Genomic DNA, 26,641 nt, shown 5'->3' on the forward strand with positions numbered 1-26,641 from the left:
TAAGCGCTCAGATAAAGGTGAAATCATCCACGGTAAGCTGCGCGGCGGTGATCCCCTCGACGAGAATGGTATTGCCATTCACCGTCATCTGCGCGCCCGCGGCTGTATTGACGATATTCATCGCCACCACGAACCCGGCAAGCCCATTGCCGCCGTTGTTGATATTCTCGACGCCAGTATCAGGATCAAAGCGGCGGATCAGGAAGCTGTCGATCTCATCTTCGAAATCCGTGATGACATCCGCCTCGCCGTCGAAAAAGGACGAAAAGACGAACTGATCTGCGCCGGTTCCGCCAGTGATCACGTCATTGCCAGCACCTGCATTGATCGTGTCATTGCCCGCGCCGCCGTCGACGGTGTCGTTGCGCCCGCCGCCGGCAAGGAAGTCGTTGCCGTCACCGCCAAGGATGCTGTCGTCGCCCTCGCCACCGCCAACGCGGTCATCCCCCGCACCGGCATCAATCGTGTCGCGCCCGGTGCCGCCGCCGATATCATCCGCGCCGTTGCCTGCCTCAATCAGGTCGTTGCCGAAACTGCCCGACATGCTGTCATTGCCATCGCCGCCGGACAGGGTGTCATTTCCTGCGCCACCAGCCACCACGTCATTGCCAGTGCCACCGGACACGGAGTCGTCTCCGAACCCGGCCCCGATGATGTCATCGCCTTCACCGCCGCGAAGCGTATCATTGCCCAGCCCACCGCCCATACTGTCATCACCGGGGCCGCCGCTTACGTCGTCGTCACCATCCGCACCGGCGAGCGTGTCATTGCCCTCACCCCCCGACAGAGTGTCGTTTCCATCTTCGCCAAAGACGCCGTCATTTCCGCCAAGTCCATTGATCGAGTCGTTGCCGCCCTGTGCGCTCAACGTATCGTCACCAGAGCTGCCGATGATCGTATCGTCACCCACTGTTCCCGTCTCTAGCCGTCCGGCAGGCGGTAAGGTTAACACTTGCGCAAGGGTGAGCGTGCCATCCGAAAAGCGGAACTGCTCAATGCCATCGACCGTGTCCCGGCCTTCGGAAGAGACAAGCGACAAAGAGGTGCCCTCTTGAGCTATCCTGACCTCGGTTGAGGCGATTGTGAACACCGCCAGATCAAAGCCTGCGCCCCCAATAAGGCGGTCATTGCCAAGGCCGCCCTCCAACGTATCATCGCCCTCACCCGCGCTCAGCGTATCATCGCCCTCTCCACCGCTCAGCACGTCGTTCCCGGCTAAACCTGAAAGGCTGTCACGCCCGGCCCCACCCAAGATTTGATCGCCTTCGGATGTGCCCGAAACGGTGTCGTTCCCATCCCCGCCGATCACGCGTTCAAACCCCGCAAAACCGCCCGATGTGGCAACCGCAACGTCCACCAAGGCGATCTGAAACGCCGCAAAGCTGCTGTCTTGCAGCGTGGGCAAGACCCTGCTCAGGTCATCGGCGCTATTGGCTTGGCTCGGGTTGGCCTCGAACACGTCCAAAGGCGTCAGGGCGACACCACCAAAGATACGGGCCTCGGTGCCATCGCTCTCGGCGATGCCATCGCCATTCGGGTCTAGGTCTGCCCAACGTGGGGCGCGGTCAATTAGCGTGCCGCTATAGATACCGGTGGCAAGGTTCAGGTTGATCGCGCCGGATGATGTGCCAAAGTCCAGCGTGTCAAAGCCAGAACCCCCATCAAGGGTCTTGCTGCCAAGTCCGACGACGACCGTATCATCCCCTGCCCCTGCAACGACGGTATCATCCCCTGCACCCGTGATGAGAATATCGTCACCACCTCCGCCCTCAAAGCTGTCATGGCCCGCACCGCCCGACAGCATGTTGTTCAGCGCATTGCCGATCAGACGGTCATCCGCGCCGGTGCCGATCACATTCTCTATGGAAATCAAAACATCAGTGCCAAAGGCACCTGTTGCGCTGCCGGTTTCCAGATTGACCGTCACAGCCCCGAAACTATCCGCAATAATCGCGCCGTCCAGACCGCCGGGACGGGCCCATGTGTAAGACGCGGTGTCATTGCCTGCGCCCCCGTCAAGACGGTCATTCCCTGGACCGCCATGCAACAAATCCTCGTCAGCGCCACCTTCGAGCGTGTCATTGCCCGCACCGCCATAAAGCTTGTCCCGGCCCTCTGCGCCGCGCAACGTGTCATTGCCGCCACGCCCGAGGATCTGCTCGGATCGGCTGCTGCCGTCTATCAGGTCGTTGAACTCTGTCGCGATGACCACCTCGAAGTTTTCCAAGGTCATATCGACCTGTTCCGAGTTGTTGACCACCAGACCATTGAACGAAACAACCGTGCCCGCTGCAAGGTTGGCGACGATCCGCGAGTTGAAATTCACATCGAAGGCAATCGTGTCATAGCCCGTGCCACCGTCAGCAGTGCCGCGAAACCGCTCGATCCGGACCACATCGTTATCCGCGCCCATGATCGCCGCATTGTCCCTACCGGCGTCGTCAAACACGGCAAAGTCATCCCCCGCGCCACCCCGGAAAATACCGCCACCACCAGTGTTGAAATTGCCAATGTCATTGCCAAGCCCGGCATGCACATCGGCAAAGCCATTTTGCCCGTCGAACCGATCGTTCCCGTCTTGCAAAAAGAAGAACGCCGTCGCACTGCCCCCCGGGGCATAGATGGCGTGGTCGTCGAAATTACCGAGCGAGATTTCCTCAACCTCTCTGGGGCGCAGGGAAAAGAAAACATCCCCTGCATTGCGCAGGTCTTCGCCTTGAACGGTGGTTTTATGCGCCCGTAGGGTAAGGGAAATCGCGCTTTCCACGCGGTAAAACCAACGCGCATCACCAACACCATCAAGTTGCAAGCGGTCAAAGCCACTGCCCCCCTTGACCTGAAGTGCCGTCGATCCGCCCTCAACCTCTTCGATCAGGATGAGGTCATCGCCTTCTCCGCCGTCGATGTTTTCCGTGCCCCCTGTGTGGATCACGTCATCGCCGCCCGCACCATGCAACAGACGGGCGGTCGGCGCACCAAAGAGAGTATCCGCAAGATCCGACCCCATGAACCCTTCGACACCGTCAGTCGTATCCGTGGTGACCAGATTTCCCGCCAGATCAAACCGGCTGATGCGACCGCTGCCCGCATCAATCCGCACCGGGCCGCTGACCTCAATCCCATCCATGTAGCTGAGAAGTTGTTGAAGGATCGACGGATCATCAGTCTGATCATTGATATCGAAACGGATCGTATTCGACGAGCTGGTGTAGGACACCACGTCAAAGCCGTCGCCGCCTATATAGTGATCGCTGATCCCAGCCTGTGCCGCGCTGCCCGAAATCATCACATCGGTATTGCCTGCGCCAGCATTGATCACATCCGCACCGCGCCCGCCGATGATGTAATCATCCTCGCCGCCAGCGTCGATCGTGTCATTGCCGTCCAGACCCGTGATCACGTCGATCCCATCGCCTGTGTAGATCACGTTTGCCCCATCGGTGCCGCGGATCTTGTGATCCTGATCCGGAGAGGCAATGACATTTTCCACCGAACTCAGCGTGTCCCGCCCCTGCCCAAACGAAGTCCCCGCAATAAGATCGACCGTCAGTCTGGAATTGGCCCCTCTGAGCACCTGAAACGTATCTGTGCCCGTGCCGCCATTGGCTTGGTCGTCGCCACGCCCCGGCACCAGCACATCGTCGCCCGAACCGCCGTTGAGCTGATCGTTCAGGGTCGAGCCAAAGATCCGATCATTGCCACCAAGGCCATTCGCCACATGAAATCCGTTTACCGGGGTTCCCGTTGAATTGAGAAACAGAAGATCATCCTCGGCAAACCCATTTCGGTCACCATTCAGGACCGAACCACCGATGAGCGCATTATTAAGGTCGGCCCCGCTAAAGGAGATATCCGTAAACACCACGTGGTCGCCATCCTGAAGGGCGACAAGAACGTCGATGCCGGTGTTGACCGCAGTTTGCGGCGCAAGATGGCTTACGATGATATCGCCGGTATCGGGATCGCGGGCCAATTCATACTCGGTGAAACTTGCCCCGAAATAGAACAGATCGTTGCCCGCGCCCCCCTCAAGCAGGTCATAGCCAGCCCCGGCGATAAGCACGTCATTGCCGCCGCCGCCCAAGATCGTATCGCTTCCGTCAAGGCCATCAAGGATGTCATCGCCGCTGTCTCCGGCGAGCAGGTTCGCAACATCATTGCCCCAGCCGGTTGGCCCCTGATCGGCATTCCCCACGACGCCACCAAAAAAGGCATCCTCCACCGTGTCCAACAAGGGGATCGTGCCCAGCCCGTCAACGATGTATTCCAACAGGAAATCCTGAAGGGGCTGGATCAGCTGTTCGAAGGCATCCAACAGGTTGATCGAGGGAATAAGCGCATCAATCGCCGCTTCGGTGGCTTCGAGGATGCTGTCGAGGTTCAGGGTTTCGATGACGAAATCAATGATCGGATTGACGATCAGCCCAACCAGAAAATCGACCGCGTTCAACAGCGGTTGAATGGGGGCGAGAAGGGTCTCGGCGGCGCTGAGAGGGGCCTTGAGGAAATCAAACACCTTTCCGATTTCTTCAAGATCGACAAGCTCGCCAAGAATGCTTTCAAAATCAATGTCCACCAAGACAGCAAGAAACGCGTCCACCTCGGCCTTGACGTTGGTGTAGAGGGTCTGGACACCTTGGATCAGGTCGTTCCGCGCGGCCATTTGTGCTTCGACTGCCGCGTTCAATGCCGTAAAATTACCGCTCCAGCCTTCGGAGCCACGGGTGGCCGCGTCAAGCGCGTCTGAAAAGCTTCCCGTCGCGGCAGAGGCGATTTCAAGTTGCCGCACGCGCAGGGTCAGCAAATCTGCCACGATGCTGAACGTGACCGCAGCACCTGTCAGCCCGGTCTCGATCGTCTCGACAAACTGGCCATCCGCTTCGGTCTCTGGGGTGGCCGTATTATCCTTGCCGCTGATTTCGTCGAATTTGTCGTCGATCCTGTCAACGACCGGCTCGATGCGATTCAGCACTGTCTTGAGGGCCGTCACCGGCGTTTTGAGCGGAGAAACGAACCCGGCGACGGTCAAAAGATTGTTCACCGTGAAAAGGGAATCGTCGATATTCTCTGCTGTCTTGTCCGCAGTCTTGTATTTCGTGACGCCGAACTGGGCTGCGGATATCAGCGTGCCAATGCGGAACGTCACATCCTGAAGCGCTTGTAATCTTAGGATTGTCTGATCCGTACGCGCCTTATAGGCGTCAAGTTCCAAGCCCATGAAAACGATCCTTTTGTCTCAGAGCCGAGAGAAATTCATCCCGGCAGAAACTGATATCATTGAAGAAAGGCGCAGATAATAATGACTGAGAATAGCATTTTGCACCCTTTCGGGCAAGCAAACCCCTCAGGGCTGCAGTCTGCTGATCGGAAATGGTCAGGGAGGCCGGTGCGGGGCGCCGTCGGTGCCTTGCCGCTCTGATTGTTGCCTCGAACCGAATTCATGTGACTTCCTTGCGACTAAATGTCTTGGACAGCTGCGGCATAAATGTCGTGGCAACATATCAACGGCAGAACAAAAGTGGGCCAAAGGCAGCGGAAAATGTTGCCACTTTTGGGCGTGCGAGATTGCGGCATAAGCGTGCGCCACCATCCGGGCGACCGCTCTTATCACAGAGCTGGTGGTTGCCCGGATGCTTTGGCCTGTCAGGGCAAATCTGTGCTAATTGAGGTTTAGGTTTTGGGCGTTGCCTGACGCGCTTTATTTTGCCCAGGTGTCCGGTCGAAAAAGGGGCCAGTTCAGCCGGGCAGAATAAGTTCATGATGTTTCTTTTCCAATGCGCAGTGCTTTCACCTCAAAGACATTCGTTCAGAGCCTTGCGAAGCATGATAATAGTTGAAAAGCTCGACATCATGCGCGGTCATATCCCTGACGCGTAGGAGATGCTTTGCTAACGTGATAAGCTGTGCCTTGTGCTCTTTCATCAGAGCAAGAGCGTTTCGTTCAGCTTCCATCAGATGCTGTTCTGCACGCCGTCTCACATACCCGGGTACGCTCCAGATATTTGTTGCAGCTTCTCCGTCCCAAAGCAGGCCTGTTTCCCCAAAGCCCCATTGTCGCTCTATGAACATTGCGACAGAAGTAGCTTTCGCCAAATCACTTTTCTCACCAATACCAGCGCCCGAGCTCGGTGCCCCAAGCACACATATTTCTGCCGCCCTTCCCGCCAAGAGGACGACCAATCGTTCTCGAGCTTTACAGGGCGTCAGGAAGTTAAACGGTTCGTGCTCAACTTTTCCCCCCTCGCCGGTCAGACACACACGTTTTGGCAAGGGCCATCCGAGCTGTGTCATGGCGACCACATGTCCAGCTTCGTGTATTGCCGTCCGACGCAGAATTTCCTGGTCCAATTTGGGCACAATCTGGTCTGCTGCGCTTTCGAGGTGGTTTTGTCGAATGGTCGTTCGGTCCTCCCGTGCGCGTCCCAAAGCATCACGAACGATTGCCTCCGCCACGGCTCCGGACTGCCCCAGTAGTCTGGCGGCAAGATTGGCGAGATCGAGCCTTATGGCAGTCTCGGATCCGAGTTTTGCCGTCAGAATTGCCTCAAGCCCCTTCTTGTCAGGGAGCGGCACATGCAACTTAAGATCGAACCGACCGCTGCGGATCACGGCAGGATCGACCGCTTCCAGCTCGTTTGTTGCACCAAGCAGAACCAGCCCCTCGACATCCTTCGCGCGGTTGATCTGTTCGAGCAAGCCATTGACGACACCGCGCATATAGCCCCCGTTATAATCCGGTGTGTCTCGTTGGGTGAAGCTGTCCAACTCGTCGATGAATAACACTGCTGGCGCAGCCTCTTTCGCCGTAGCAAAGGCGTCGTCCAACGCGCGCAGCATATCGCCTTGGTGGCCGTGCTTCTGGCAATCCGCGTAGGAGGTGGAGATAATTGGGATACCAGCAGAGCCCGCAAAGGCGTTCGCGAGCGTTGTTTTACCGGTCCCCGGTGGGCCATAGAGTACGGCGCTTGACGTCACTTCAGCCCATGCAAGTGCCCCTGTTCGCCACGCGTTCAGATCGTTGAGCATTCGGCTCAGATAGGTTCGCACCTCGCCCAAGCCATGCACCGCATCGAGGGTCAGGTCTGGCTGCCCTTGCGTCATTTTCTGGGCGATTTCAGCGAGCCGATCTGCGACGTTCAAGCTTGTTGGTGCCGCGAAGGCTGCATCAATCTGCGCCGGTGTCACCCTTTTCAGTAGCTGTTCAGACGGCAATCGGTTGCGAATTTCACTCTCCGCAAGCAGACCGGTTGTGCTGTGCGTCAACCTCAGGGTCTCGATCACGTTATCCTGTGTTGGTCCCCAGCAGCCAACCCGGCGCGTAACGAGTGCGCGCGTTTCGGCGGATAGCTGAGTTTCTGCCGTCGTTACGAGCAAGACCGAAGCTCCAAGCGACAAGCTGCGTTCGATCTTTGCGTCCAAAGGGCTAAGCTTCTGCCGCGCGGATTTACCCGCTGTCCCGGCATCCGCGCCGAAAGCGATACTCTCGAGCGGTGCCGTGTCGGAAGTCGGCAGGAGACGACGCCAATATGAGATGACGTTCGGTAATATCTGTTCCATCACGTGCAGGAACGCCAGGGAGTGACAGCAAAAATGCGTGATCTGTCCCGAGCGGAAAAGAGCTTTCAGTTGTTCCTCGCTTTCAACGATCTGCGCCATGGCAAAGGCAGAGACGATGAGTGACGGCGTTGGGTTACCTCTGCGCCATGAAGAACCTTCATCTGGGGACGACTGCGCCCAAGGATCGACGCCATCTCGGATAGAGGCCGCGATTTCGGCGGCCTCCATGCTCTCGGCCATCGGCGGCTGCGGCCCAACCTCTGACATCTGTCGGGGAGGTGATGGCGCATCAATCAAAACGCCTGCATCAAAATGCGCGTCGTCTGGCTCGTCATAGTCCTGGCGGATTTCGATAGTCCCGTTCCAAGTCGAGTTGAAGAGACTGCGGGCTGTGGCGCTGGCGAGCGCAGCAGCAAAGTTACTCGCTTTAGCCGTCTTGCAGATTGGTTGTGAGCTCATCGGCAACCTCCTCCGCCCAACGTCGGCGAAAGGCTGGAACCGGGGGCTTTCCCCCCGGCAAAGCCTAGGTCATCAATCGCCTGCTCGAGACTAGCGCACGGGTCTGCGCGCAAAGTTTCAATTTCGGAGATTGCAATCCTCTGCGACCCCTGCCGATCCGCGGAGAATTTCACGGCGTTTTCCGACAATGCGACCAGTGCCACGAGATCAAAATCATTCGTCTCATAGGGTTTCACACCGGTCGGGGAACGGTGATAGCCCCTGCTTAAGTTGAAATGAAAATATCCGTCACGCGCGCGGCAGCAGGTCTTGATCTGCATCCGCAGATCAGCTCTTGGATGATAGACGATCCGATCTGCTGGCAGCACCTCAGGCAACTGCGATGTGTAAATACCGAAACGCAAGAGAATGCTGTCGACGAAAAATTCGCCAGAAAGGCCAAACCATTTTGCGTTTCGGGTCATAGTGTCCCGCGACAGGTTCGGAAAATCGCGAATATCGTTGGTGTGGGTGCTGTCGATTTGAGACGCGCACAGCGTTTCGAATCCACTCAGAAGTAGTTGTTTACTCATGCTTTATTCCTTTTTGAGTTATGAGTTGAACCAGCCAGCGCGGGCGCGCCGACCAGAGAAATGACGTTGTTGAAAATCGCTGAAAATCAGGCCGCGAGCGGCAAGTGACGCGTCGAATTATTGTCGCAAGAACGAGCAGACGTATGCTCGAGCATTTGTTCAATGCCGTCGCGCGCTTCATCTGCGAGGTCACGTACCTCCGGTGAAATGTCCTTATCCGCTTTGAGCATGCACCGCATCGCATGGGCCCGCGCAGCCTCGAGCACTCGAATGCTGGTGGCAGAAACGGCGCATGAGATAAGCACAGCCATGCTATGCAGAAGCTTTTCATCTGCGGAGCGCGGTTTCAGAGCCGCGATCACATCCGCTTGAAGTGCGACCAGTTTCCAGGCCGCGTCGACTTCTGCGCAGTAAGGCTGGCGAACAGCCGTATCCCAGCCCGCATCTGCGGCAAGCTCTTCTTCCTCAAGCGCAAGCAGCACGCGGACCATCAGTTCGCAAAAATGATCGAACAAATTGTCTTCTGGTTTTACCACGGCTTTCGCCGCGCGGGATCGAGTGGTAGTGATATTTTTAGACATGATGATCTCCTTCATAGATCTTTGTGTTAGAGCGGGACAGGAGTTGCAGCTCTTGTCTCGCTTGCCAATTTATGATATATTAATATCATTAAGTCAACCCCTAAATACAGAAAAACGTCAAAATGAAAAAAATGGGACGTCCAAAAACTGATACGCAAGCTGTGATGCTCCGCATATCGGAAGCCATGCTTCAAGAAATAGATGATGTAAGAAGAATTGAGGCTGACGTCCCCACGCGTCCAGAAATGATCCGTCGCATCCTCGCGGACTGGCTTGAACAGAAATCGCAATCCCACGGATAGATTTCTCGCTCCCAACTGGCGAAACCGAGGGCAACGTGTATTTGGAGCGAATATTTCCCCTTGCCTGAATATTTGCACGACTCCCAAGGGCTTAGAAACCAGATACTGCCCCCTGGCCCTTGGCGTATCATCGGTGCGCGCGCTTAAAGGTGACAAACTGTCTTTTTCTGCCCTCTGCCCACGCTCTCCGGCTTACAATTTGGCGGTCCGCAGGTCGGTGGCTTCAATGTCAGCACAGCAGTGGCGGATCAATTTCTCCGTTGAACTGACGCAATCACACGAGTTCCGAAGTTCCCTGTTTGCCTCATGCCGAACGCGGCCCGTCAGGCGCGCCCGGATCACCGCGTTCTGAACTCCGTACCGGATTGAGTGCTGATACCTGAGTGACCTGCTCCGCCCGATTTCCTGCGAGACCTCGGGAGGTGTTCGAACTACCGTAATTCGATTGGGTGCGGGTACTTTGATGACCGAGGGCGATCGCTATTTCCTCTTTGCTCCACCCAGCTCCCCCAGATCGCAGATCAGAAGAAAGCGCATGCCGAAATACGTACGGCGACAATCTTTGCTGTAGACGCGGAAACGCGATCCGGCCAAGCCTCTCCATCAGCTTCCCAAGCCTGTTCGTCACGCGACGTTGTCGTTCCGTCGGCATGAGTGCGAGTCCCGTCAGGCTATGCGTCGGTGCCGCCAGCTTGATGAGCATTTGACCACCGGAGTGATCTGAGACATGTGTAAAGAGCCAGTGTGCTTCAGGAGTTTGACAGCAAATCTCGATCTTGCGCAGATCTTGCCCTTTTCCATGTCCCCCGGCATCCGCCTCGGCCAGTTTCGCGCCGGAAATCTCAAATGCGAGGTGATCCAGGTCGCCGCGCTCAAAAGCCATGATGACAACGCCCAAGTCATCGGCAAGCTCGGACGGGCGGCATCCCGTCAGCATAAGCACTGCAATGGCAGCACGTGCGTTATCATCTAAATATCGGTCTGGCAGTACCGCCCTTGCCCACAGGTGACTGCGCCAGTCGTACCCCGGGCTCTCCTTGGCGCGGCGTCGTTGATGTTGATTGAGCGCATAGAGCGTTTTTTTCTTTGAGTTTTCTGTCCGAGGTTTAGACGATTTTTTTTGGCCGTTGGTCGAAGCCCGCCGCACCGCCGTGTGCTCAGGATCCGGCGGAACTTGAATCAAGAACGCGGCAGCACCCCGTAGCTTCTTGAGTTCAACACTAGAAAGTGCAGCAGTGACCGTCTTGATCTGATACCACACCTCTTCATCTAGATGCCGCTTAAGTTGACGAACCAGCTGGTTACGAGCCTCAGTGTCGTTGGTCTTAACGAGGACATACCGCCAGAATGACGGGCCCACTTCAAGCACCGTCTGAGCGGCTAACCGCACAAGTGCTGAGCGATAGCTTTGACGACTGTTCACCCCACTCCAATCGTCATGCTCGGCACGAGATAGATACGCCGCATAGGGATCTCGCGAGGGATGCTTGCGCGCTAAAGCTGCCGCCCGCTGCTCATATTTTTGCCAGCTGCCTGACCGATAAAGATCTGCAATTGAATACTTTATGCTAGAATGCAGGGCCAACTGATAGGCCGCGATACTCTTATTAAAGAAATCGTTTTCAAGCCATTTGTTATCAGATGCCGCTTGCAAGTCTGTGAATAGGTCGTGGTCTGCCCCCATCGGGTGGTCCGATTTGATTGTTAGTGCATTGTGGGCCTTTGATCCAGCGGAACGATGCTTTCGGGCGCGGGTGGGCGATAGCCCAATGCGCTGTGCGGCCTGACCGTGTTGTAGTGAACCCGCCATTGCTCGATCAGGATTTGGGCTTCCTTCAAGCTGTAAAAGATTTCGCCGTTCAACAGCTCGTCACGGAACCGGGCGTTGAAGCTTTCGCAGTATCCGTTCTCCCAGGGTGATCCCGGCTCGATATAGGCCGTCTTCGCTCCGACGGCGGCGATCCAGTCCCGCACCTTCTGAGCGATAAATTCCGGGCCATTGTCGGATCTGATGTATTCAGGCGGGCCGCGGAGGATGAACAGATCGGTCAGTGCATCCAGCACGTCCGTTGAGTTGAGCTTGCGATCGACGCGGATCATGAGCGCCTCCCTGGTGTATTCGTCGATAATGTTCAGTGTCCGGTAGACACGGCCATCTGCGGTGCGATCCTGGACGAAGTCATAGGACCAGACATGGTTGGGGCGCTCGGGCCGCAGACGCACGCACGACCCGTCGTTCAGCCAGAGCCGCCCCTTTCTCTTCTGCTTTTGAGGGACCTTCAGCCCTTCACGCCGCCAGATGCGTTCGACCCGCTTATGGTTCACACACCAACCTGCATTGTTGAGCAGGCCAGTGACCATGCGATATCCATAGCGCCCGTACTGATCAGCCAATTCAATGATGTCGTCGGTCAGACGCTGCTCGTCAGCACGGCCTTGCGGCATCTTACGCTGCGTGGATCGGTGCTGCCCCAGTGTGCGACAGGCCCGGCGCTCTGATACGCCAAGTTCCCGCCGCACATGGTCGATGCATTTCCGGCGACGCGAAGGGCTCAGAAGTTTCCCTTTGCTGCCTCGGTCAGGATCAGCTTGTCCAGGGTGAGGTCGGACACAGCCCGCCGCAATCGCTGGTTCTCTTTCTCAAGCTCCTTCAGGCGTGCGAGCTGAGACCTCCCCATCCCGCCATAGAGCTTACGCCACCTGTAGAACGTCTGCTGTGTCACGCCGATCTGGCGCACCGCCTCGGCGATCGTCGCGCCTTGTCCTTGCAGAACTTCAACCTGCCGAAGCTTCGATACGATCTCTTCGGGCTTCTCTCGTTTTCCAGCCATCGCTGATCCTCCAATTCACGGGACAATCTATCCCAGTTGGTGGACCACTTTCAGGGGGCTACTCCAGTCGTCCTTCTCTGGTTTGAAAACATTGGCTTCAAAATATGTCATTATAGAAATCTCTCTCTTTTTAAAAATTTGTGTTCAGATACCGCTTGCGACCAGTGGGTTCGAAATTGAATATCCCATAGGCGCACGTAGTGTTCCCCCACTCCGTAGCGGGGAGGATGGTTAAGCCAAGCCTTTGAGCAGTCTTGAATTTGACCTGTCATGCGACCGCTGATGGAAGCACCGTGGTAACGAAACTCCGCAACGTGGTCGTAGAAATGTAAAAAGCAGTAACAGATTTGTTGAAACATCAGCGCACCCCTAGGCCTCGACCGAACCGTCGCTTCGGGCCACCTCGAGATGACACAAATAAACTCTGCGTTTCCCGCGGGCTGGAGCAGGAAACACATTGATAATCAAGCGGGCGTCTTGCAGCTCGACTATCCCGTGGAACCGGTCGACGCCTTCGGGGATGACGATCAGATCAAACGACCGTTTCTCGAAGGTCAATGGCAGACCCTGCAGCAATCCAAGACGGCGGATATTGCCAGCCTTGTCAACGGCACTCCATAACTTGATAAAAAGGCTCCGTTGAAAACCGTCCAGTTTTATCTCTGCAAGCCATGCAGGTCGGCCGCGGTCCTTGGTTTTCTGAAACACGCCCGCGTAATCAGATTTTCGAAGTCCTGCGACGGCGTATTCTGTGAACTGCGCCCTAAGTTTGGTGCCGTGGCCCACATGTTGCTTGCGTGCAAAATTCCTATGTTCGTCCATAACTTTCTCCTGTTAATAAAAGTTACTTATGGCAGGAGCCTTATGGAAAATTAAAAATTGGAGTGATTTAGCGTTTCATTGCTTCTAGGCGTCGGAACTGGTTGGGCTAGAGTGGTCAGATGTCGGGAAAGTCCATGAGGTGCGGGTCCTGCAATTGTCACAGTCTAAAACCGGCCAGACAGGCAAAGGCTGAAACATCGACGTCCCCATTGGTCATAAACCCATGCTGTCCAGTTGCCGCGCTGGCTGAGTTTCAGAAACCCAACTATTGCGAATGCGGCACGATCTTCCGCCTATTAGATTGCCACGGCGATTGCCAGCATCAAAGCCTGCGGGCCGATGGCGTTTCCACCATCCTGCAAGACCGCTTCACCGGAGCGGCGATCGAACCTGAATGGCACACTGGCCATTCCCTGCGGGCAATCCTTGCAAACAATAATCAAGGCCGGGGTTTGCCGACCCATACGGTAAGAGCACAGACTGTATATGCCTCAGATCTGTCACGCGTCAGCTATGTACGGGATGAGACGACGTTCAACGACAGGGCTGCCGAGGCGCTGTTTTAGGCGATGTTACATTGCATTTTTGGGCGAGGTTCGCGGAGCAATAGTGCCAAGGATCGGCGTAAAGCCAAATGAAAATGCGCTGGTGCATCAAAAAGAAACTACGGAGTGCAGTCTTAACCCTTTGTTAGCAAACACAACCCTAACAATTAAAAGAGAGATAAAATTCTACTTTTAGATTCTGGGGGAAACATGGACAAGCTGGACGCGCACGTTTGGGTTTTGGATACCGTTTTGGATATGATCATCTACGCGGGGGTGAATGGGCTGCACCGGTCCAGTGAGGCTCTTATTGCAATTTATCCAGAGCTTGAGCAAGAAGTGGAAGCGATGAAACCGAAGAATGTAGTTCGGTTCCCAACCCGTCAATTGCGTTGAGCATGGGTGCCCTGATCCGTGAATGCTTGGAGACGTCTTGTTTTTTGGTGTGCGCCAGATTGGGACAGTAGGCATGGAGCTTTCGGCTTGGTGGCCATGTTAATCAAAACCTTCCCGCCTTGTGCCACTTCACAAGAAGATGAAATCGTAATGCGACAGGCTGGCTGCCGTCACATCATCGAGCAGGATCTCATGGCCCGCATGGCGCAGGAGCGCGCCTTCGTCCGTATCCTGAATGGTGAGCGCTAGAAAGCGCCCGTTCAACCCCTGCCCCTCGATCCCAGCCAATCGCAGGTGATCCTCTCCGACCTGAAAATCAACAATCACGTCGCGCTCACCTGCAGTAAATTCGTTGAATATGAAGACGTCAGCCCCCTCTCTGCCGATCAGACGGTCATTACCTAGGCCGCCATTTAGGGTGTCGTCGCCCGTGCCGCCATCCAACAGGTCCTCGCGCCCGCCGCCGGCCAGAAAATCATCCCCTGCACCGCCTGTAACGATATCGTCGCCCTCTCCTCCACCAAGTTCATCATTGCCCTGTCCTCCTTCAAGAATATCACGCCCCGGCCCGCCTCCGATGCGGTCATTGCCGTTTCCGCCACGCAACGTGTCATGGCCGAAGCTGCCTGCAAGCCGGTCATTGCCCTCGCCTCCTGCGAGCAGGTCGTTGCCTTCCCCACCACTCAACACATCCGCACCGTTACCGCCAAAAAGGATGTCATTGCCGCCGCCGCCGCCAATTGTATCATTCCCGGCCTGCCCCTCAAGATGATCAGCCCCTAACCCGCCACCAAGATTATCATCCCCCTCCCCCCCCTCGATCAGATCATCTCCATCTCCCCCGGCCAGACGGTCGTTGCCCGAGTGGCCGAGTAGCGTGTCAGCACCAGTGTTGCCCGCAAGCGCGTCTGCTCCGGTTCCACCCTCAAGCAGGTCATCTTCTGTGCCGCCCACCTGCAAAACCGGTGCGACCCCAGGCATAATGGGTGTCGGCGGATGGAGTGATGCTGCAGGCGGCGAAACAGAAGGCGCAAGGGTGTTGTTTTCAACAGAACCAATGTGCTCGTCATCGGCATTAAGAATGAAGTTGTCGACGGAAAGTGACTCTCCTTCGCCCCGGCTCAAGTTGTCAATGAAGAAGAAACTGCCGACGGCGTCCTGAACAAAGGTCTGACCATCAATCCAGGAAATGATGATTTCTGAGAAGGCTTCTAACTGCCAGCGCGACACATCGATCCTATCTACACCAATGGTGAAATCCGCGATGATATCACTGCTCATCGATGCGGGGTCGATTACGAAGATATCTGCGCCGTCACCCCCAATAAGCGTGTCGGCCCCCTCACCACCGTGCAGCACATCATCGGCGCTCCCTCCGGACAGGTAATCTGCCTGGTCGCCACCGCGCAGAGTGTCATGCCCATCCCCACCAAAAAGGTGATCGAACCCGCGCCCCCCAATCAAGAGATCATCGCCCACCTCCCCGACCAGCGTATCATTGCCGTCCTCCCCGCTCACGGTATCGTCACCCCAGACACCACTGAGATGATTGTTTCCGGAGTTGCCTAGAAGAGTATTATCCGCCGCATTGCCGATTCCGGTGAGATCATCAGAGCCGACAAAGTGCAGGTTCTCGATGTCTCGCCCAGCCGAAGCATGGCGGAGCACAAAGTCAACGGAACTTTGTACAGTGTCATTTCCCAAGCCGGCGTCAAACACTTGATCCTCACGATGATTTATGCGGAAGAGATCATCACCATCCGTACCCTGGAACGCGTCAACAACGCGCCGGTCCAGCGTGACACGGATAACCTCGAAATCATGGTGGAAGGAGAGGTCCAGGCGGGACCCGCTTCCGGTCACGCTCAAAGGGACATCTGCCTCATGGGCCATTTGCCCAATATGACCGATCCGTTCGTCAGTGCGGGGATTTAAGAATTGATTATCATCGTCCCACAGCCTTGAAATACTGACAGTCTCGAAGGCCTCTTCAAAGTGGAGGGAATACTCAAGCGTCTCGGCCGCGAAATCCTTCGCGACCAAAAAGATGACAACCAGATCTTCGTTCTCGAACACATAGGAATTGACGCTATCATCGACGCGCAGAAACTCGTCCACGATCCGCCCATCTTGCCAGACAGAGTCGACCGGCGAGGTATTGTTTTGAAACCCATCATGGACAGCCAGTCCCGGTAGGCTCTCCACCATCATCCCGTAGAGTTGCCCGCCTAGAAAAACCTCGCTCCGAAATCCCAATGATCCATCCGTGCCAAAGCCCAGACCGAAGATGGTGCCATAATCCATGCCATTGGCAAGTAAGGCGGTCGTGAGCTGGAGAATGCTGGTGAGGCTGGGGGCATGGAATTCAATATCGTCGTCACCCTGTGCTGCAGGCGCAAGATGTCCCCCGACCAGCCCAAGGTCACGGCCTGCAGCACTTTCCCATTGATCGATCACCGTCTCAAGCGTGACCCCGCCCACAGGTGTCCAGAGGCCGCGTTCGATTCCCCAGAAGTTTGGCACATAGCGGTGGAAGATGACCGAATCCACCGCATCCAGCGCGCCGATGTCCTGCAAAGCCGTGATGAAGTCCTGATTGTCCGCGTGTTCGCCCCAGCCGCCGTTGATGTCGCCATTGGCATCGAACCCCCGGCTGGGATCGTCATCTCTGGAAAAGGAACGCCCGAGTTGCACAGCAATATTGATGTCATAGCCCGTCGGGTTCAGGGCCGGATCGCGCAGCACTTTGTCAAGCTCATCCACCATGGCGGCAAAGACCTCGCCCGCCGTTCTCGCAATATCGATACCGGGTCTTGAGAAATGTTCGCGCCAAAGGGTGGCTACGGAGTAGTACTCGGTTCCAACCTCAAGGATGAACTCCTTGGGCAAATCACCAAACTCACCGTTCAAGAGGCGGGTTGCAAAGACGCGAATGTCGTTGCGCGCCTGCTCCAAGGCCGATACAGGGTCGTCGAAGGCCACATCGATGTAACGCACCGTGGGCGCGATCATTGCGAAACTGGCATTATGCTCGACCGCGAATTGCATCATCTCCCGAATGCCTTCGCGCGGAACCGGATCATCAGAATAGCCATTTGAGACATTGCGGTCCCAGTCGACAATGTTTTCGAAGGTCAGGTCAAATACGACTTCGCGGGATCCATCCGGGCTTTCGTCTGTATTGATCCCCTCTTCGACGGGCAGCCCACCAGCCCAACGTACATGATCAAATCCGACTTGTTGCTGTCTGTTCTCGAATCCAGAAAAGAACTCCCAGCCCAGAAATTCTGCACCAAGCGCTGAAGAGGAAATCTGCCGTCCTTCATTTGCGAAGTTTTCCGAACCAAGCGCGATAGACAGGTTATTTCTCATGAAACGCTCCCACAGCTCACAAATGCCCATCGGGCAACTCAGAGAGAGGAGCAGGTCCTTGAGATGACCGCTTTGGTCCTTCAGGCGTCCCTGAAAGCTCGGTCATTCTCAATTTTTGCAGTCGACGACCCGAAGAACTTATGCATCAGCCCTTCGGTTACTCATCTCTCACCCGAGATTGAGACTGCCAGAACAGGATTTATCTTATCTTAATGTTTACAAAGGAAATATTTAGGTTTTTAATCTTCGTGTGCCTCCAGGCTGCGCGGTTCTCGGTCTGATTGCGCTACTTAGTCCAAAAGCCACACATGAAAGTGGTTTAAGAGTGTAAATTATTGATATAATTTATTTATTCTTAATACTCTTTGGACGAAATGAAAGTATTGAGGCACCTATTTTGTGTGAGTGAGCCACTAAACTTATCAAACCACCAAAACTGAGAAACAAGGATGTGGGACAGAACCCACATCCTGGCTTCTACAGCCTGCTTGGTCACTGAAGAGTTTTATTGGTGTCTCGTCGAGGTGGACGATCGGGTGCCGAAGGCATAACGGCTTACTACATCCCGACGTAAGCAGACGTGGACCTCACGGGTTGGTATCATTGGATGAAGGTCATTTGCTGACCAGTTTGCCCTGCGCTTACGTAGAGAGGTCTTCTACCATGAATAAGAGCTCATCGAGGGCGTCATTGTCGAGTTCGCTGGCAAGCAGCAAAAGCGAAACGAGTCTGAGCGGTTATTGAACCCCTTTTGTGACCAATGATCAAGGCCAGGCGCAACCTCGCGCTTCGCTGTGCAATAGGAGCGCAGTTTGTCCATAATAATCCTTTTTAGCATTAAGCCCCCACGTTTCATCAGCTTGACTAGAAGCCACTTTGTGGCGCGCTTGTCTTTACTCGATTGGAGGTTTTCCTGGAGCATAACTCCGTGATGGTAGACCGCGCGCCAGAGCCAATATGACCGGCCTGCGATCTTTCCAACGACTTCGTCCAGATACCAGACATTGCCGGGGCGCGGCTGCTGTCGCCGTAGAACGTGGGTGATCAGCGGACCGAACTTGACGCTCCAGCGCCGGATCGCCTGATGCGAAACGTCTATGCCGGGTTCCATCATCAGTTCCTCGACCTTCGCGCAGGCTCAAGTTGAACCGTACGTAGGGCCAGACAACATGAGCGATGATCTGAGGCCGAAACTGGTGTCGTTTGCAGCTGATCGTCTGTGTCCGCATAGACACCGCATATGTCCAAATCAGTAAACCAGTAACCTCAAGTCCGTTAACTTGGAAACACTGTTTGACCGCCAAGTCAGCATCGTTCATCGAAAGGGACGAACAGATATATAATGCGGACTAACCGGCATTAAAGAAACGCTTGGATTGGATAGTTTGGCACCGCGCCTTCGTTGGCGGGAAGCAATCCTTTTCCCGCGGGCTTTGGCGGACTGTGCCGTTCGGTACGGGATGTAATCACCTATGAAAAGAGGAAATCCAATGTCTCGCAAGTTGATCTTCGCGGCCACCGCGCTGACCGCGCTCTTTGCTTTCGGACCTGCAATGGCTGCCGACGAAGCCAACGTCACTCCGGGTCTTACCTATAGCGGTGCGCCGCTCGGCCTGCATGGTGCCGACCCGGTTTCACTAATTGATCATGGCGAAAACACCGAAGGCAGCGCCGCTTATGTTGCCGCTCATGACGGGGTCGCCTATTACTTTGCCTCGGAACAGAACATGAAGGCGTTCAAGGCGAACCCGGAGCGATACATGCCGCAATATGGCGGGTTCTGCGCCTTTGGTGTCTCGGTCGGGAAAAAGTTTGACGGCGACCCGAGCTTTGCAGCCGTGATGCACGACAAACTCTACGTTTTCCTCAACGAGGATGTTTACAAGGCATACCTCAAGGATCAGGCGGGCACTGTCGCAAAGGCTGAGGCCAACTGGGGCAAGATCAAACACACTGCCGCAACGGATCTCTGACGAGAGCAACCAACACCGGGCCAGCTTGTTTCGTGCTGGTCCGGATTTTTCAAAGAACTCAGTTTTTGCGACCTGGCGTGGAGGTCAGTTATTGGCGCGGCTCAGCGATTTCAATCAAGGCACTCGCTGTTCGATTTCGGGTCAGTCACCTAAATTGTTCTGCTTTTCACCAGTGCCGATGAGTTTGATGACGCGCGCGCGCAATACTGGCAGCAGATCAGTTTCGAACCAAACATTGCGTTGAAACCATCCCATATTGCGCGGGCTTGGATGCGGGAGAAGAATGCTGGCCGGCCAACATGTGGGCCAATCCCGCATCGCTTCGGCAAGGGGCAGGCGTGAGATTTCGGGCAAATGCCAGCTTTGGGCGTGGCGACCGATCACTACGGTCAGCATGATGTCGGGCAACAGCGCCATCACGCGGGCACGCCACAGAGGGGCGCATTCGGGGCGCGGAGGCAGATCACCCGAACGGCCAGTGCCAGGAAAGCAGAAGCCCATGGGCAGGATCGCGATCTTTTCCGGATCACGAAACGTCGCTTCGTCTAGGCCAAGCCAGTTACGCAGCCGCACGCCTGAGGCATCGTCGAAGAGCCGTCCTGCAAGGTGTGCTCTACGACCTGGTGCCTGTCCAACGATGAGGATGCGCACCCCCGCGCCGATCTGAAAAAGCGGACGAGGTCCGAGCGGCAAGTCTGAGCAGACGCTGCAGGCCGTGATTTCGGCCTGCAGCTTTTCGATCTCGGATCGGGTCTTGTCAGGCCGAGAAGCCGGCATGGACGATTTCCAGCTTGTTGCCCCAAGGATCGCGCAGATAGGCGGCGTAGACATTCGGCATGGGATAGGCCGCGCGTACACCCGGCGCTCCTTCATCACCCGCCCCGGCGGAAAGCCCCGCAGCATGTGCGGCATCGACCGCCTCGCGCGAAGGTGCTGCGAATGCGACATGCGCGCCATTGCCAGCGCTTGCCGGTTTGCCGTCGAAGGGCGGCAGCAACAGAAACGCGATCCGGTCACGACCGAAGGCGGCAAAGCCGTCGCCTGCGGCCAGACAGTTGATTCCGAGCGGTTCGAATAGGCGGGCATAGAAACCGCAAGCGGCAGAGATATCGGCAACACCGAGGCTTAGGTGGTCGATCATTGTCATGGATTGTCCTTTCAGTTCCGCAAAGTGGGGGGTGTGGCAGGGCAAGGGGTATCAAGACGAAATTTGAGAAATCGTGCCGTTTCATAAGGCACCTCGCCCACCAGCTCTGCGCCTATCCGAGCAAGAGCCCCAAGGTGACGACGCGAAGGGGGCAGCAGAAATGTGACGAAAGGGATGCGTGCGTCCGCATGGGCGAAATTCAATGCCGCATTTGTGATCGCGAGGCCAAGGCCAAAGGCCTCTCCACGTAGGACAAGGCCAAAATCCCACTCCGCTCCTTCCTTTTGGAAACCGCCCCAACCGACGTAGTGGCCGTCTTGCAGAAACGCCCAATGCCCTAACCCGTCACGCTGCCACGACACTTCTTTGGCGGCGACAAAGTGTTTCGCTGCATCGACATCCCAAGGTTGCGACAAGAGCGGCATATGCCGTGCGACGCGGGGATCGGACATATGCTCGACAAGCGTTTCGAGCGGCACCTCCGTAAGGCGTGAGAAGGTCAAATTATGATGTGAGCGCGACTGCATCATTCTGCGCCTTCGCTCAGGCGGCGCCCGAAATTCGGATGCGCGTGGCAAGTACCCCGTCGCGGCGAAGCAGAAAGGCGCGCAAGAGCGCGTTGTAATCCTCGCTCACCGCATCTCGCACCGAAGGACGGGCCGCGAGAAGCAGTGACCAGGCTTGAACCTTGGTCAGCCCATCGAAGAACTCGAATCTGTCAATCTCGTTAAAGACGTCAAAATATCGGAAAACCGGAGCGAAAACCACGTCGACGAGGCTGAAGTCTGCGCCGGAAAACCACGGTCCTTCGCTAAGATGATCCTCCAGGAGTGTGAAGTGACGGCGGAGTGCGGCCGTCTTCGCCTCGAATGTCACGGCATCTCGCGCGGAATAGAATCCTGCGATCGTGTCGAGCACCTCTGCGCCGAAAACGATCCAGGCGCGGTGGCGCGCGCGCTCAACCGGGTCAGCGGGATGTAATGGATTGGGCTGCGTATCCTCGAGATACTCAAGGATTGCGGTAGACTCGAAGAGCGACGCGTCTCCGACCGTCAGTACAGGCGTGCGTCCCAGCGGAGAAATTTCCAGAAACCACTGCGGCTTGTTGCCGAGATCAACAACGCGTCGCTCATGCGCAACACCTTTTTCGACAAGGGCTATGGCGATGCGTTGCACATAGGGGCAGAGCGCGTGGCTGTTGAGGGTGATCGGCTTTTTCATGGTATTCTCCTGACGCCATCGGCAGATCCCCGCCATGGCATTTCGCATTTACGAGTTCGCTCATCCGCCATCGCGGTTGCGCACCAGAACGGTTGCTTTCATGTGCGAACGAAAAGTGCTGACATAGGGATACTCGCCGGGTTCGGTGAAGATGATCCTGCCCTGCGTCCCCCGCTCGAGTGGCCCGGTATCCCAGCTTCCGTCCAGAGCCGTCGCGGTATGGGACGCGAGATCGTTGTTCTCCCAGGTCACGCTATCCCCGGCAAAGATTTCAACGACCAAGGGTTCGAAGGTGGAATTGTCGATTCGCACCATTGTCTCTTGCACCCGATCGTGCGCGTGTGAACGGCGCAGCGTTCCGGCGCACCCCAGGAACGCGCCAAGACCGATACCGAAGCGGCGGCGTGTGAGTGGCATCAAATTGGGCATTGGCGCCTAAGAACAGTGAGGGTTCATCGGTTATTCTCTCGCTCAGATATTCGCGACTGAAATTGCCTTAATTTTGCTTGCGTCTGAATGCGATTGCGTTCGAGATTTCTGTGTGATCGTCCGGAATCCTTAGAATATGCCGGACGCCGGGGATGACCTGCTTGCTGACGACAGGAAGCGGCCAAGCCACCATTCGTTTGTCAGATCACGCGGAAGACGCAGAGCCGGCTTGTGCGGCCGGCTCTGCGAGATCTCTGTGTCAGAGATCCTTGGCGGCGGTGTGCTGGATTTTCTTCCAGTTCTCTTCGGCCTTGTGGATCGTTCCGGCCTGATCCTTGAGGTAAAGGTTGTAGATATCCTCGTTCAGGAAGACGTAGAGTTTTCCATCGACCACCGACGCAAAGCTCGGGTCGCCATCGAACTTCTTGCCCACAGAAACCCCGAAAGTGCAGAATCCGCCGTTCTGCGGGATATATTTCGACGGATTGGCTTCAAAGGATTTCTGGTGCTTCTCGCTAGTAAAGTAGTACGAAACCCCGTCGTAGACCGTGGTAAATTTCGCGCTTCCGGCCTGCTCTTTGTTGTACTCGATCAGCGAAACCACGTCGACGCCATGCACCCCAAGCGGAGCACCTGCCGCAGTCAGACCCGATACGACGTTGAATTCGTCTGCGGCCATTGCCGGCCCGAAGGCGAGAAGCGCTGACAGGGTTGCAGCGGTAAGTGTCAGTTTCCGTTTCATTCGTTGTCCTTTCTTTGTCATGGAAATCCCCACCCCGGCTGGGACGGGGCATCACCATGTCGCCGCGTGAGTTGCGGTACATTTTGGCGATGTGGGGACACGTTACCTAGAGGCTTTCGTATTATTAATGCTGGCTCGACCTAATATTATGCTCAATCGTCCAGTTGCGGAGGTGGTGTGCCTCTGTATTATCTGCGCAGGGCCGGATAGCCCTGAAGGTAGATTAACCCATGATCGCGGGCCGGTTCATGGCAGGCCAGGCAGGCATCACGGTAGTCTTCGGTATCGGTAATCCGGGTTTCCTGTCCTGGGAAAAAAGCCCAGCCCCAACCGTCGCCAAACCGCGGGCCTGCATCCAGCTTGCCGTCGGGGTCGGCGACCATGACGAAACGGCCCTTGAGCGTGTCGGCATAGCTGGCGCGCCCGGTTGTCAGGTCCTCGGTTTGGGTGTCCCAGACCTCTTTGACGATCTTCGTCCCCTCGACAAACCGACCCTCGGCGAGATAGGCCTTGAGCGCGTCTTCGTCGATGAAGACAGCGTGAATTTCATGCGCACCTTCAGCGGGGTTCTCTGCGAGCACCGAAAACGCCCCGATCTGCACCCACCCGGTGCGATATTCCTCGGACGGCACTTCGAGCACGGGTTCTACGGTGATTTGCCCTGCCTCTGTCGCCATCTGAGCGAAAGCGGGCAGGCTTGTGATGGACAGGATCATGGCAAGGGTTTTGGATCTCATTTAGGCGTCTCCTCGTGGTACGGTTAAGTAAAGCCGCGTCGACGGACGAGACCGTCGCCATGCGGTCGGCCGTCGTCACGCGGCTGCGCCTGTTCACCGCAAAATTCCGGCGCGATGAATGGCGCCTCGTCCGAAATTATTGCTCGATCGTCCACGGCTCTGGATTCTACGCGCCTAACCTGTAAGCTGTACCGCATGTTGGACCTTCTCAGCGATATCCTTACCCGCCTGTCGTTTCGCGGCACGCTCTACTTCCGCACGAGTTTTACAGAACCATGGGGAGTGCGTGTGCCAGCTTATCGCGATGTGGCGCGCTTCCATTATGCTCATCGCGGTGAGGCGTTGGTGCGTGTTGCGGGGCAACAGGCACCGGTGACCCTTGCGCAGGGCGATCTTGTGATCATTCCGCATGGTGAGCCGCATGTTTTATCATGCCGGCATACCGGACCAGAGGAGGCCTTGCCGCTTGATGATGTGCTGTCCCGCTCGGGGTTTCCGGGATATGGCACGCTTGTATGGGGTGGAGAGGAAAGCCCGCGAGATACTCAGCTCATCTGCGGGCATTTTGCGCTAGCCGAGGGGTCGCGCCACCTGCTCTTTGATCGGCTGCCGCCGTACATTCATCTCCGAGGATATGGTGAAGAGGCCGGGGGGTGGCTCAATGCAACGCTCAAGGTTATCGGAGCTGAGGCGGGCGGCGCGCGGCTTGGTGGCGATCTGATTGCGCTCAAGATGTCCGAGGCAATCTTTGCCCAAGCCATCCGAGCCTTTATCGAACAATCGCCCGAGGGCATTCCGGGGATCGCTGGCTTTGCTGACCCGCAGATCGCACGCGCGCTGAGTATGTTTCATCGCAACCCTGCTGCCGAATGGACGGTGGCTGGCCTTGCGCGGATCGCGGGTCTGTCGCGCACCGGTTTTGCTGAACGATTCACGGCGCGGCTTGGGGTGACCCCAATGAGCTACGTGACCGCATGGCGGATGCAGATTGCACGTGAGGCATTGGCCGAGCGCGGCCTGTCGGTGGCCGAGGCCGCCGAGGTTTCGGGATATGCGTCGGAATCAGCGTTTAGCCGGGTGTTCAAGAAAGAGATCGGCGTCACCCCGGCAGCCGTCCGACTGCTTGCCAAAGCTGGGCGTGACGCATTGAATGCGGCGTGAATACAGTGCCTCCGGTGAAGATCCGCGAGGCGCAGCCCGATGATGCCGCCGAACTAGCGCGCCTGTCTCGGGCGCTGGCGGTGCATGTCGCAGACCCCGATCCCGGCGATGACACGTCGCTGATTGTAGCGGCCTGTTTCGGGACGGAGCGATGGCTCGACGTTCTTGTGGCGGAGCAGGGTGGCGTTATCCTCGGCCTTGCCGCCTATGGCCGACGTTTCGAACTTCACACTCGACAAAAGACCCTCTGGCTGGCCGATCTTGTCGTGGACGAGGGCCTCCGAGGGCTGGGGATCGGCGGTTTGCTGTTGCAGGCGGTCAAACGCCGGGCGCTGGATCTGGGATGTGTCGCCATCGTGGCGGATCTTTGGGTCTGTAACATCGCAGCCCGCGTATTTTACGACCATGCCGGAGCGCGCAAAGTGAGCGATATCGAAATTCGGGTGATCGACCTGCCGTCGGTGTGACGACCCTCGCCGTGGCGGAGGTTCGTCGGGAATAGGCAATAGTCGGTCGAAATCCGGACGATCACGCAGTTTTACCGGATTTCTGAACATTCACCGTCCGTGTCAGTGGACCTATGTCGGGAATACGGCGAGCCGCCGTTCTCGAAATCATTAAGAAAGGTCCCTGCGCCATGCGCTTCGTTACCAAAAACATCCACGCCTATCTCGATTACCCGGTTGCCATCTCACTTATGGGCTTGCCGTTCCTGTTGGGGCTCGGTGCGTCCAATCCGCTGGCGCTGAAGATCTCTCCCGTTGTCGGGCTGGCGGCTTTCGTGCTCACGGTCTTTACGGATCACCATCTCGGGATGATCCGGGTGCTGCCCTACAAGCTGCATCTTGCAGTCGATCTTGCGGTCGGGCTGCTGTTTCTGGTGTTGCCCTTCGCTCTTGGCTTCTCTGGTTTGGACGCCGCCTATTACTGGCTTAACGGCGCGGCGGTCGTCACCGTCATCGGGCTGTCGAAGCCCGAACCGCAGATGCCTGCGGCCTGACTCCCCACTTTCCCACCTGCCAACAAAAGGACAAGATTCCATGGCACGCATCAACCAAGTCTCCGACACCGCCGCCACCCCCGAGGCAAGCGCCCTGTTTTCCGCGATCAAGGGCAAGATCGGCATGGTGCCTAATCTCTATCGCGTTGCTGCGAACCAGCCATCGGTTCTGGCGGCAATGCTCGGCCTGAATGAGACGCTGGCGGGCGGCACCTTTGATGGCCGCACCCGTGAAGCAATCGCGCTCGCCGTGGCCGGCGCCAATACTTGTGATTACTGCGCCTCGGCCCATTCCGCGATCTCGGCTGGGCTCAAGGTTGCACCCGAGGCGGTCAAGGACCATCTTGTCGGACGTTCCGACGATCCGCGCACGGCAGCGATCCTGAAACTGTCGGTGAGTATCGTGTCGGCTAAGGGCAAAGTGTCGGATGCCGATCTTGTCTCCGCGCGTGCCGCAGGGCTGAGCGAGGCCGACATCGTAGAGACGCTCGCCAATGTGGTGGCGAACATCTTTACCAACTATCTGAATCACGTGGCGGACACCGATATCGACTTTCCGGTCGTCACTACGGGTCAGGTCGCAGCATAAACAAGCAGGCCCGCCGAAACTTCGGCGGGCCTGTTCCCGCAAGGCCACGTTAAGTGGCCACGCTGAGCATGTATCGTGTTCTTTTATCTGTAGAAAATCATCTGCGTCCCCGGGGATGTGCTCGTCAAACCCCGCATGAGCGCCTCGCTGCCGCCATGATTTCTACCACTGCCGTGATTCACTCGTGACCTAAGATCTGTCGACC

Annotated in this window: 21 protein-coding genes and 1 pseudogene; 6 read left to right on the forward strand and 16 right to left on the reverse strand. The window is 56.6% G+C overall.

The annotated features are described in order from the left end of the window. Nucleotides 1-7: 7 nt before the first annotated feature. The 7 genes from RAK1035_RS16195 to RAK1035_RS16225 form a co-directional block, all read right to left on the reverse strand. The gene (locus RAK1035_RS16195; RefSeq protein WP_008283026.1) at nt 8-5,218 is read right to left on the reverse strand and encodes a calcium-binding protein; all 5,211 of its coding nucleotides are present in this window, start codon (nt 5,216-5,218) and stop codon (nt 8-10) included. A gap of 569 nt (nt 5,219-5,787) precedes the next feature. After that, nucleotides 5,788-8,016 carry an AAA family ATPase gene (locus RAK1035_RS16200; RefSeq protein ID WP_008283027.1) on the reverse strand — a complete coding sequence of 743 codons (2,229 nt, stop codon included), beginning with the start codon at nt 8,014-8,016 and terminating at the stop codon, nt 5,788-5,790. Further along, a complete protein-coding gene (locus tag RAK1035_RS16205; protein ID WP_037298820.1) occupies nt 8,013-8,588 on the reverse strand; it encodes a hypothetical protein in 576 nt (191 codons plus the stop codon). The genes RAK1035_RS16200 and RAK1035_RS16205 overlap by 4 nt, the downstream gene beginning before the upstream one ends. A gap of 86 nt (nt 8,589-8,674) precedes the next feature. Next, entirely contained in the window at nt 8,675-9,169 is a 495-nt protein-coding gene (locus RAK1035_RS16210) for a hypothetical protein (protein ID WP_157132434.1), read from the reverse strand. 606 nt (nt 9,170-9,775) lie between these two features. Next, a complete protein-coding gene (locus RAK1035_RS16215) occupies nt 9,776-11,155 on the reverse strand; it encodes a site-specific integrase (protein WP_008283030.1) in 1,380 nt (459 codons plus the stop codon). A 20-nt stretch (nt 11,156-11,175) separates the two neighbouring features. Then, nucleotides 11,176-12,302, reverse strand: a protein-coding gene (locus tag RAK1035_RS16220; RefSeq protein ID WP_085976969.1) for an IS3 family transposase whose coding sequence is annotated in 2 segments (ribosomal slippage) — nt 11,176-12,038 and nt 12,038-12,302 — 1,128 coding nt in all. Because the reading frame shifts where the segments join, the coding sequence is not laid out codon by codon here. Nucleotides 12,303-12,671: 369 nt separating this feature from the next. Further along, entirely contained in the window at nt 12,672-13,124 is a 453-nt protein-coding gene (locus RAK1035_RS16225; protein ID WP_008283031.1) for a hypothetical protein, read from the reverse strand. A 755-nt stretch (nt 13,125-13,879) separates the two neighbouring features. Between RAK1035_RS16225 and RAK1035_RS16230 the strand changes: the two genes are divergently transcribed. Next, nucleotides 13,880-14,065 carry a hypothetical protein gene (locus RAK1035_RS16230; RefSeq protein WP_008283033.1) on the forward strand — a complete coding sequence of 62 codons (186 nt, stop codon included), beginning with the start codon at nt 13,880-13,882 and terminating at the stop codon, nt 14,063-14,065. 129 nt (nt 14,066-14,194) lie between these two features. On the opposite strand, the gene RAK1035_RS16235 is transcribed toward RAK1035_RS16230, so the two are convergent. Beyond that, entirely contained in the window at nt 14,195-17,437 is a 3,243-nt protein-coding gene (locus tag RAK1035_RS16235; RefSeq protein WP_008283034.1) for a calcium-binding protein, read from the reverse strand. A 724-nt stretch (nt 17,438-18,161) separates the two neighbouring features. Further along, nucleotides 18,162-18,666, reverse strand: a pseudogene (locus RAK1035_RS16240) (IS6 family transposase); the annotation flags it as partial. A 261-nt stretch (nt 18,667-18,927) separates the two neighbouring features. Here RAK1035_RS16240 and RAK1035_RS16245 point away from each other — a divergent pair. Continuing rightward, nucleotides 18,928-19,410, forward strand: coding sequence for a YHS domain-containing (seleno)protein (locus RAK1035_RS16245; protein WP_008283036.1), 483 nt, complete (start codon nt 18,928-18,930; stop codon nt 19,408-19,410). A gap of 141 nt (nt 19,411-19,551) precedes the next feature. Here RAK1035_RS16245 and RAK1035_RS16250 read toward each other — a convergent pair whose 3' ends face one another. From RAK1035_RS16250 to RAK1035_RS16280, 7 genes are all read right to left on the reverse strand, one after another. Further along, nucleotides 19,552-20,187, reverse strand: a complete 636-nt coding sequence (locus tag RAK1035_RS16250; protein ID WP_008283037.1) for a uracil-DNA glycosylase family protein — start codon at nt 20,185-20,187, stop codon at nt 19,552-19,554. Then, nucleotides 20,168-20,557, reverse strand: a complete 390-nt coding sequence (locus tag RAK1035_RS16255) for a VOC family protein (protein WP_008283038.1) — start codon at nt 20,555-20,557, stop codon at nt 20,168-20,170. The genes RAK1035_RS16250 and RAK1035_RS16255 overlap by 20 nt, the downstream gene beginning before the upstream one ends. An 11-nt stretch (nt 20,558-20,568) precedes the next feature. Beyond that, nucleotides 20,569-21,087: a GNAT family N-acetyltransferase gene (locus tag RAK1035_RS16260; protein WP_008283039.1), complete on the reverse strand. Its 519-nt coding sequence runs from the start codon at nt 21,085-21,087 to the stop codon at nt 20,569-20,571. A 13-nt stretch (nt 21,088-21,100) separates the two neighbouring features. Continuing rightward, the gene (locus tag RAK1035_RS16265; RefSeq protein ID WP_037298826.1) at nt 21,101-21,778 is read right to left on the reverse strand and encodes a glutathione S-transferase family protein; all 678 of its coding nucleotides are present in this window, start codon (nt 21,776-21,778) and stop codon (nt 21,101-21,103) included. A gap of 60 nt (nt 21,779-21,838) precedes the next feature. Beyond that, on the reverse strand, nt 21,839-22,195 hold the full coding sequence (locus RAK1035_RS16270; protein WP_157132435.1) for a cupredoxin domain-containing protein: 357 nt from the start codon (nt 22,193-22,195) through the stop codon (nt 21,839-21,841). Nucleotides 22,196-22,466: 271 nt separating this feature from the next. After that, entirely contained in the window at nt 22,467-22,949 is a 483-nt protein-coding gene (locus RAK1035_RS16275; RefSeq protein WP_008283042.1) for a YHS domain-containing (seleno)protein, read from the reverse strand. Nucleotides 22,950-23,137: 188 nt separating this feature from the next. Continuing rightward, nucleotides 23,138-23,686 (reverse strand): cytochrome P460 family protein, encoded by a 549-nt coding sequence (locus RAK1035_RS16280; protein ID WP_008283043.1) that lies wholly within the window; start codon nt 23,684-23,686, stop codon nt 23,138-23,140. 195 nt (nt 23,687-23,881) lie between these two features. On the opposite strand from RAK1035_RS16280, the gene RAK1035_RS16285 reads away from it, so the two are divergent. The 4 genes from RAK1035_RS16285 (at nt 23,882) to RAK1035_RS16300 (ending at nt 26,436) form a co-directional block, all read left to right on the forward strand. Then, on the forward strand, nt 23,882-24,847 hold the full coding sequence (locus RAK1035_RS16285) for an AraC family transcriptional regulator (protein ID WP_008283045.1): 966 nt from the start codon (nt 23,882-23,884) through the stop codon (nt 24,845-24,847). Continuing rightward, nucleotides 24,844-25,314 carry a GNAT family N-acetyltransferase gene (locus tag RAK1035_RS16290; RefSeq protein ID WP_050775792.1) on the forward strand — a complete coding sequence of 157 codons (471 nt, stop codon included), beginning with the start codon at nt 24,844-24,846 and terminating at the stop codon, nt 25,312-25,314. The genes RAK1035_RS16285 and RAK1035_RS16290 overlap by 4 nt, the downstream gene beginning before the upstream one ends. A 170-nt stretch (nt 25,315-25,484) precedes the next feature. Continuing rightward, nucleotides 25,485-25,847: a hypothetical protein gene (locus tag RAK1035_RS16295; RefSeq protein WP_008283047.1), complete on the forward strand. Its 363-nt coding sequence runs from the start codon at nt 25,485-25,487 to the stop codon at nt 25,845-25,847. 40 nt (nt 25,848-25,887) lie between these two features. Further along, a complete protein-coding gene (locus tag RAK1035_RS16300) occupies nt 25,888-26,436 on the forward strand; it encodes a carboxymuconolactone decarboxylase family protein (protein ID WP_008283048.1) in 549 nt (182 codons plus the stop codon). Nucleotides 26,437-26,641 lie beyond the last annotated feature (205 nt).

Source organism: Roseovarius sp. AK1035 (assembly GCF_003288315.1).
Taxonomy (GTDB): domain Bacteria; phylum Pseudomonadota; class Alphaproteobacteria; order Rhodobacterales; family Rhodobacteraceae; genus Roseovarius; species Roseovarius mucosus_A.

Bases quoted from the DNA above. Each gene is read 5' to 3' on its own strand.
- RAK1035_RS16265 (WP_037298826.1), bottom strand. From the start codon at position 21,778: ATGAAAAAGCCGATCACCCTCAACAGCCACGCGCTCTGCCCCTATGTG.
- RAK1035_RS16250 (WP_008283037.1), bottom strand. From the start codon at position 20,187: ATGCCGGCTTCTCGGCCTGACAAGACCCGATCCGAGATCGAAAAGCTG.
- RAK1035_RS16285 (WP_008283045.1), top strand. From the start codon at position 23,882: ATGTTGGACCTTCTCAGCGATATCCTTACCCGCCTGTCGTTTCGCGGC.
- RAK1035_RS16230 (WP_008283033.1), top strand. From the start codon at position 13,880: ATGGACAAGCTGGACGCGCACGTTTGGGTTTTGGATACCGTTTTGGAT.
- RAK1035_RS16210 (WP_157132434.1), bottom strand. From the start codon at position 9,169: ATGTCTAAAAATATCACTACCACTCGATCCCGCGCGGCGAAAGCCGTG.
- RAK1035_RS16200 (WP_008283027.1), bottom strand. From the start codon at position 8,016: ATGAGCTCACAACCAATCTGCAAGACGGCTAAAGCGAGTAACTTTGCT.
- RAK1035_RS16270 (WP_157132435.1), bottom strand. From the start codon at position 22,195: ATGCCACTCACACGCCGCCGCTTCGGTATCGGTCTTGGCGCGTTCCTG.
- RAK1035_RS16275 (WP_008283042.1), bottom strand. From the start codon at position 22,949: ATGAAACGGAAACTGACACTTACCGCTGCAACCCTGTCAGCGCTTCTC.
- RAK1035_RS16215 (WP_008283030.1), bottom strand. From the start codon at position 11,155: ATGGGGGCAGACCACGACCTATTCACAGACTTGCAAGCGGCATCTGAT.
- RAK1035_RS16195 (WP_008283026.1), bottom strand. From the start codon at position 5,218: ATGGGCTTGGAACTTGACGCCTATAAGGCGCGTACGGATCAGACAATC.
- RAK1035_RS16205 (WP_037298820.1), bottom strand. From the start codon at position 8,588: ATGAGTAAACAACTACTTCTGAGTGGATTCGAAACGCTGTGCGCGTCT.
- RAK1035_RS16280 (WP_008283043.1), bottom strand. From the start codon at position 23,686: ATGAGATCCAAAACCCTTGCCATGATCCTGTCCATCACAAGCCTGCCC.
- RAK1035_RS16295 (WP_008283047.1), top strand. From the start codon at position 25,485: ATGCGCTTCGTTACCAAAAACATCCACGCCTATCTCGATTACCCGGTT.
- RAK1035_RS16300 (WP_008283048.1), top strand. From the start codon at position 25,888: ATGGCACGCATCAACCAAGTCTCCGACACCGCCGCCACCCCCGAGGCA.
- RAK1035_RS16235 (WP_008283034.1), bottom strand. From the start codon at position 17,437: ATGAGAAATAACCTGTCTATCGCGCTTGGTTCGGAAAACTTCGCAAAT.
- RAK1035_RS16255 (WP_008283038.1), bottom strand. From the start codon at position 20,557: ATGACAATGATCGACCACCTAAGCCTCGGTGTTGCCGATATCTCTGCC.
- RAK1035_RS16225 (WP_008283031.1), bottom strand. From the start codon at position 13,124: ATGGACGAACATAGGAATTTTGCACGCAAGCAACATGTGGGCCACGGC.
- RAK1035_RS16245 (WP_008283036.1), top strand. From the start codon at position 18,928: ATGTCTCGCAAGTTGATCTTCGCGGCCACCGCGCTGACCGCGCTCTTT.
- RAK1035_RS16260 (WP_008283039.1), bottom strand. From the start codon at position 21,087: ATGATGCAGTCGCGCTCACATCATAATTTGACCTTCTCACGCCTTACG.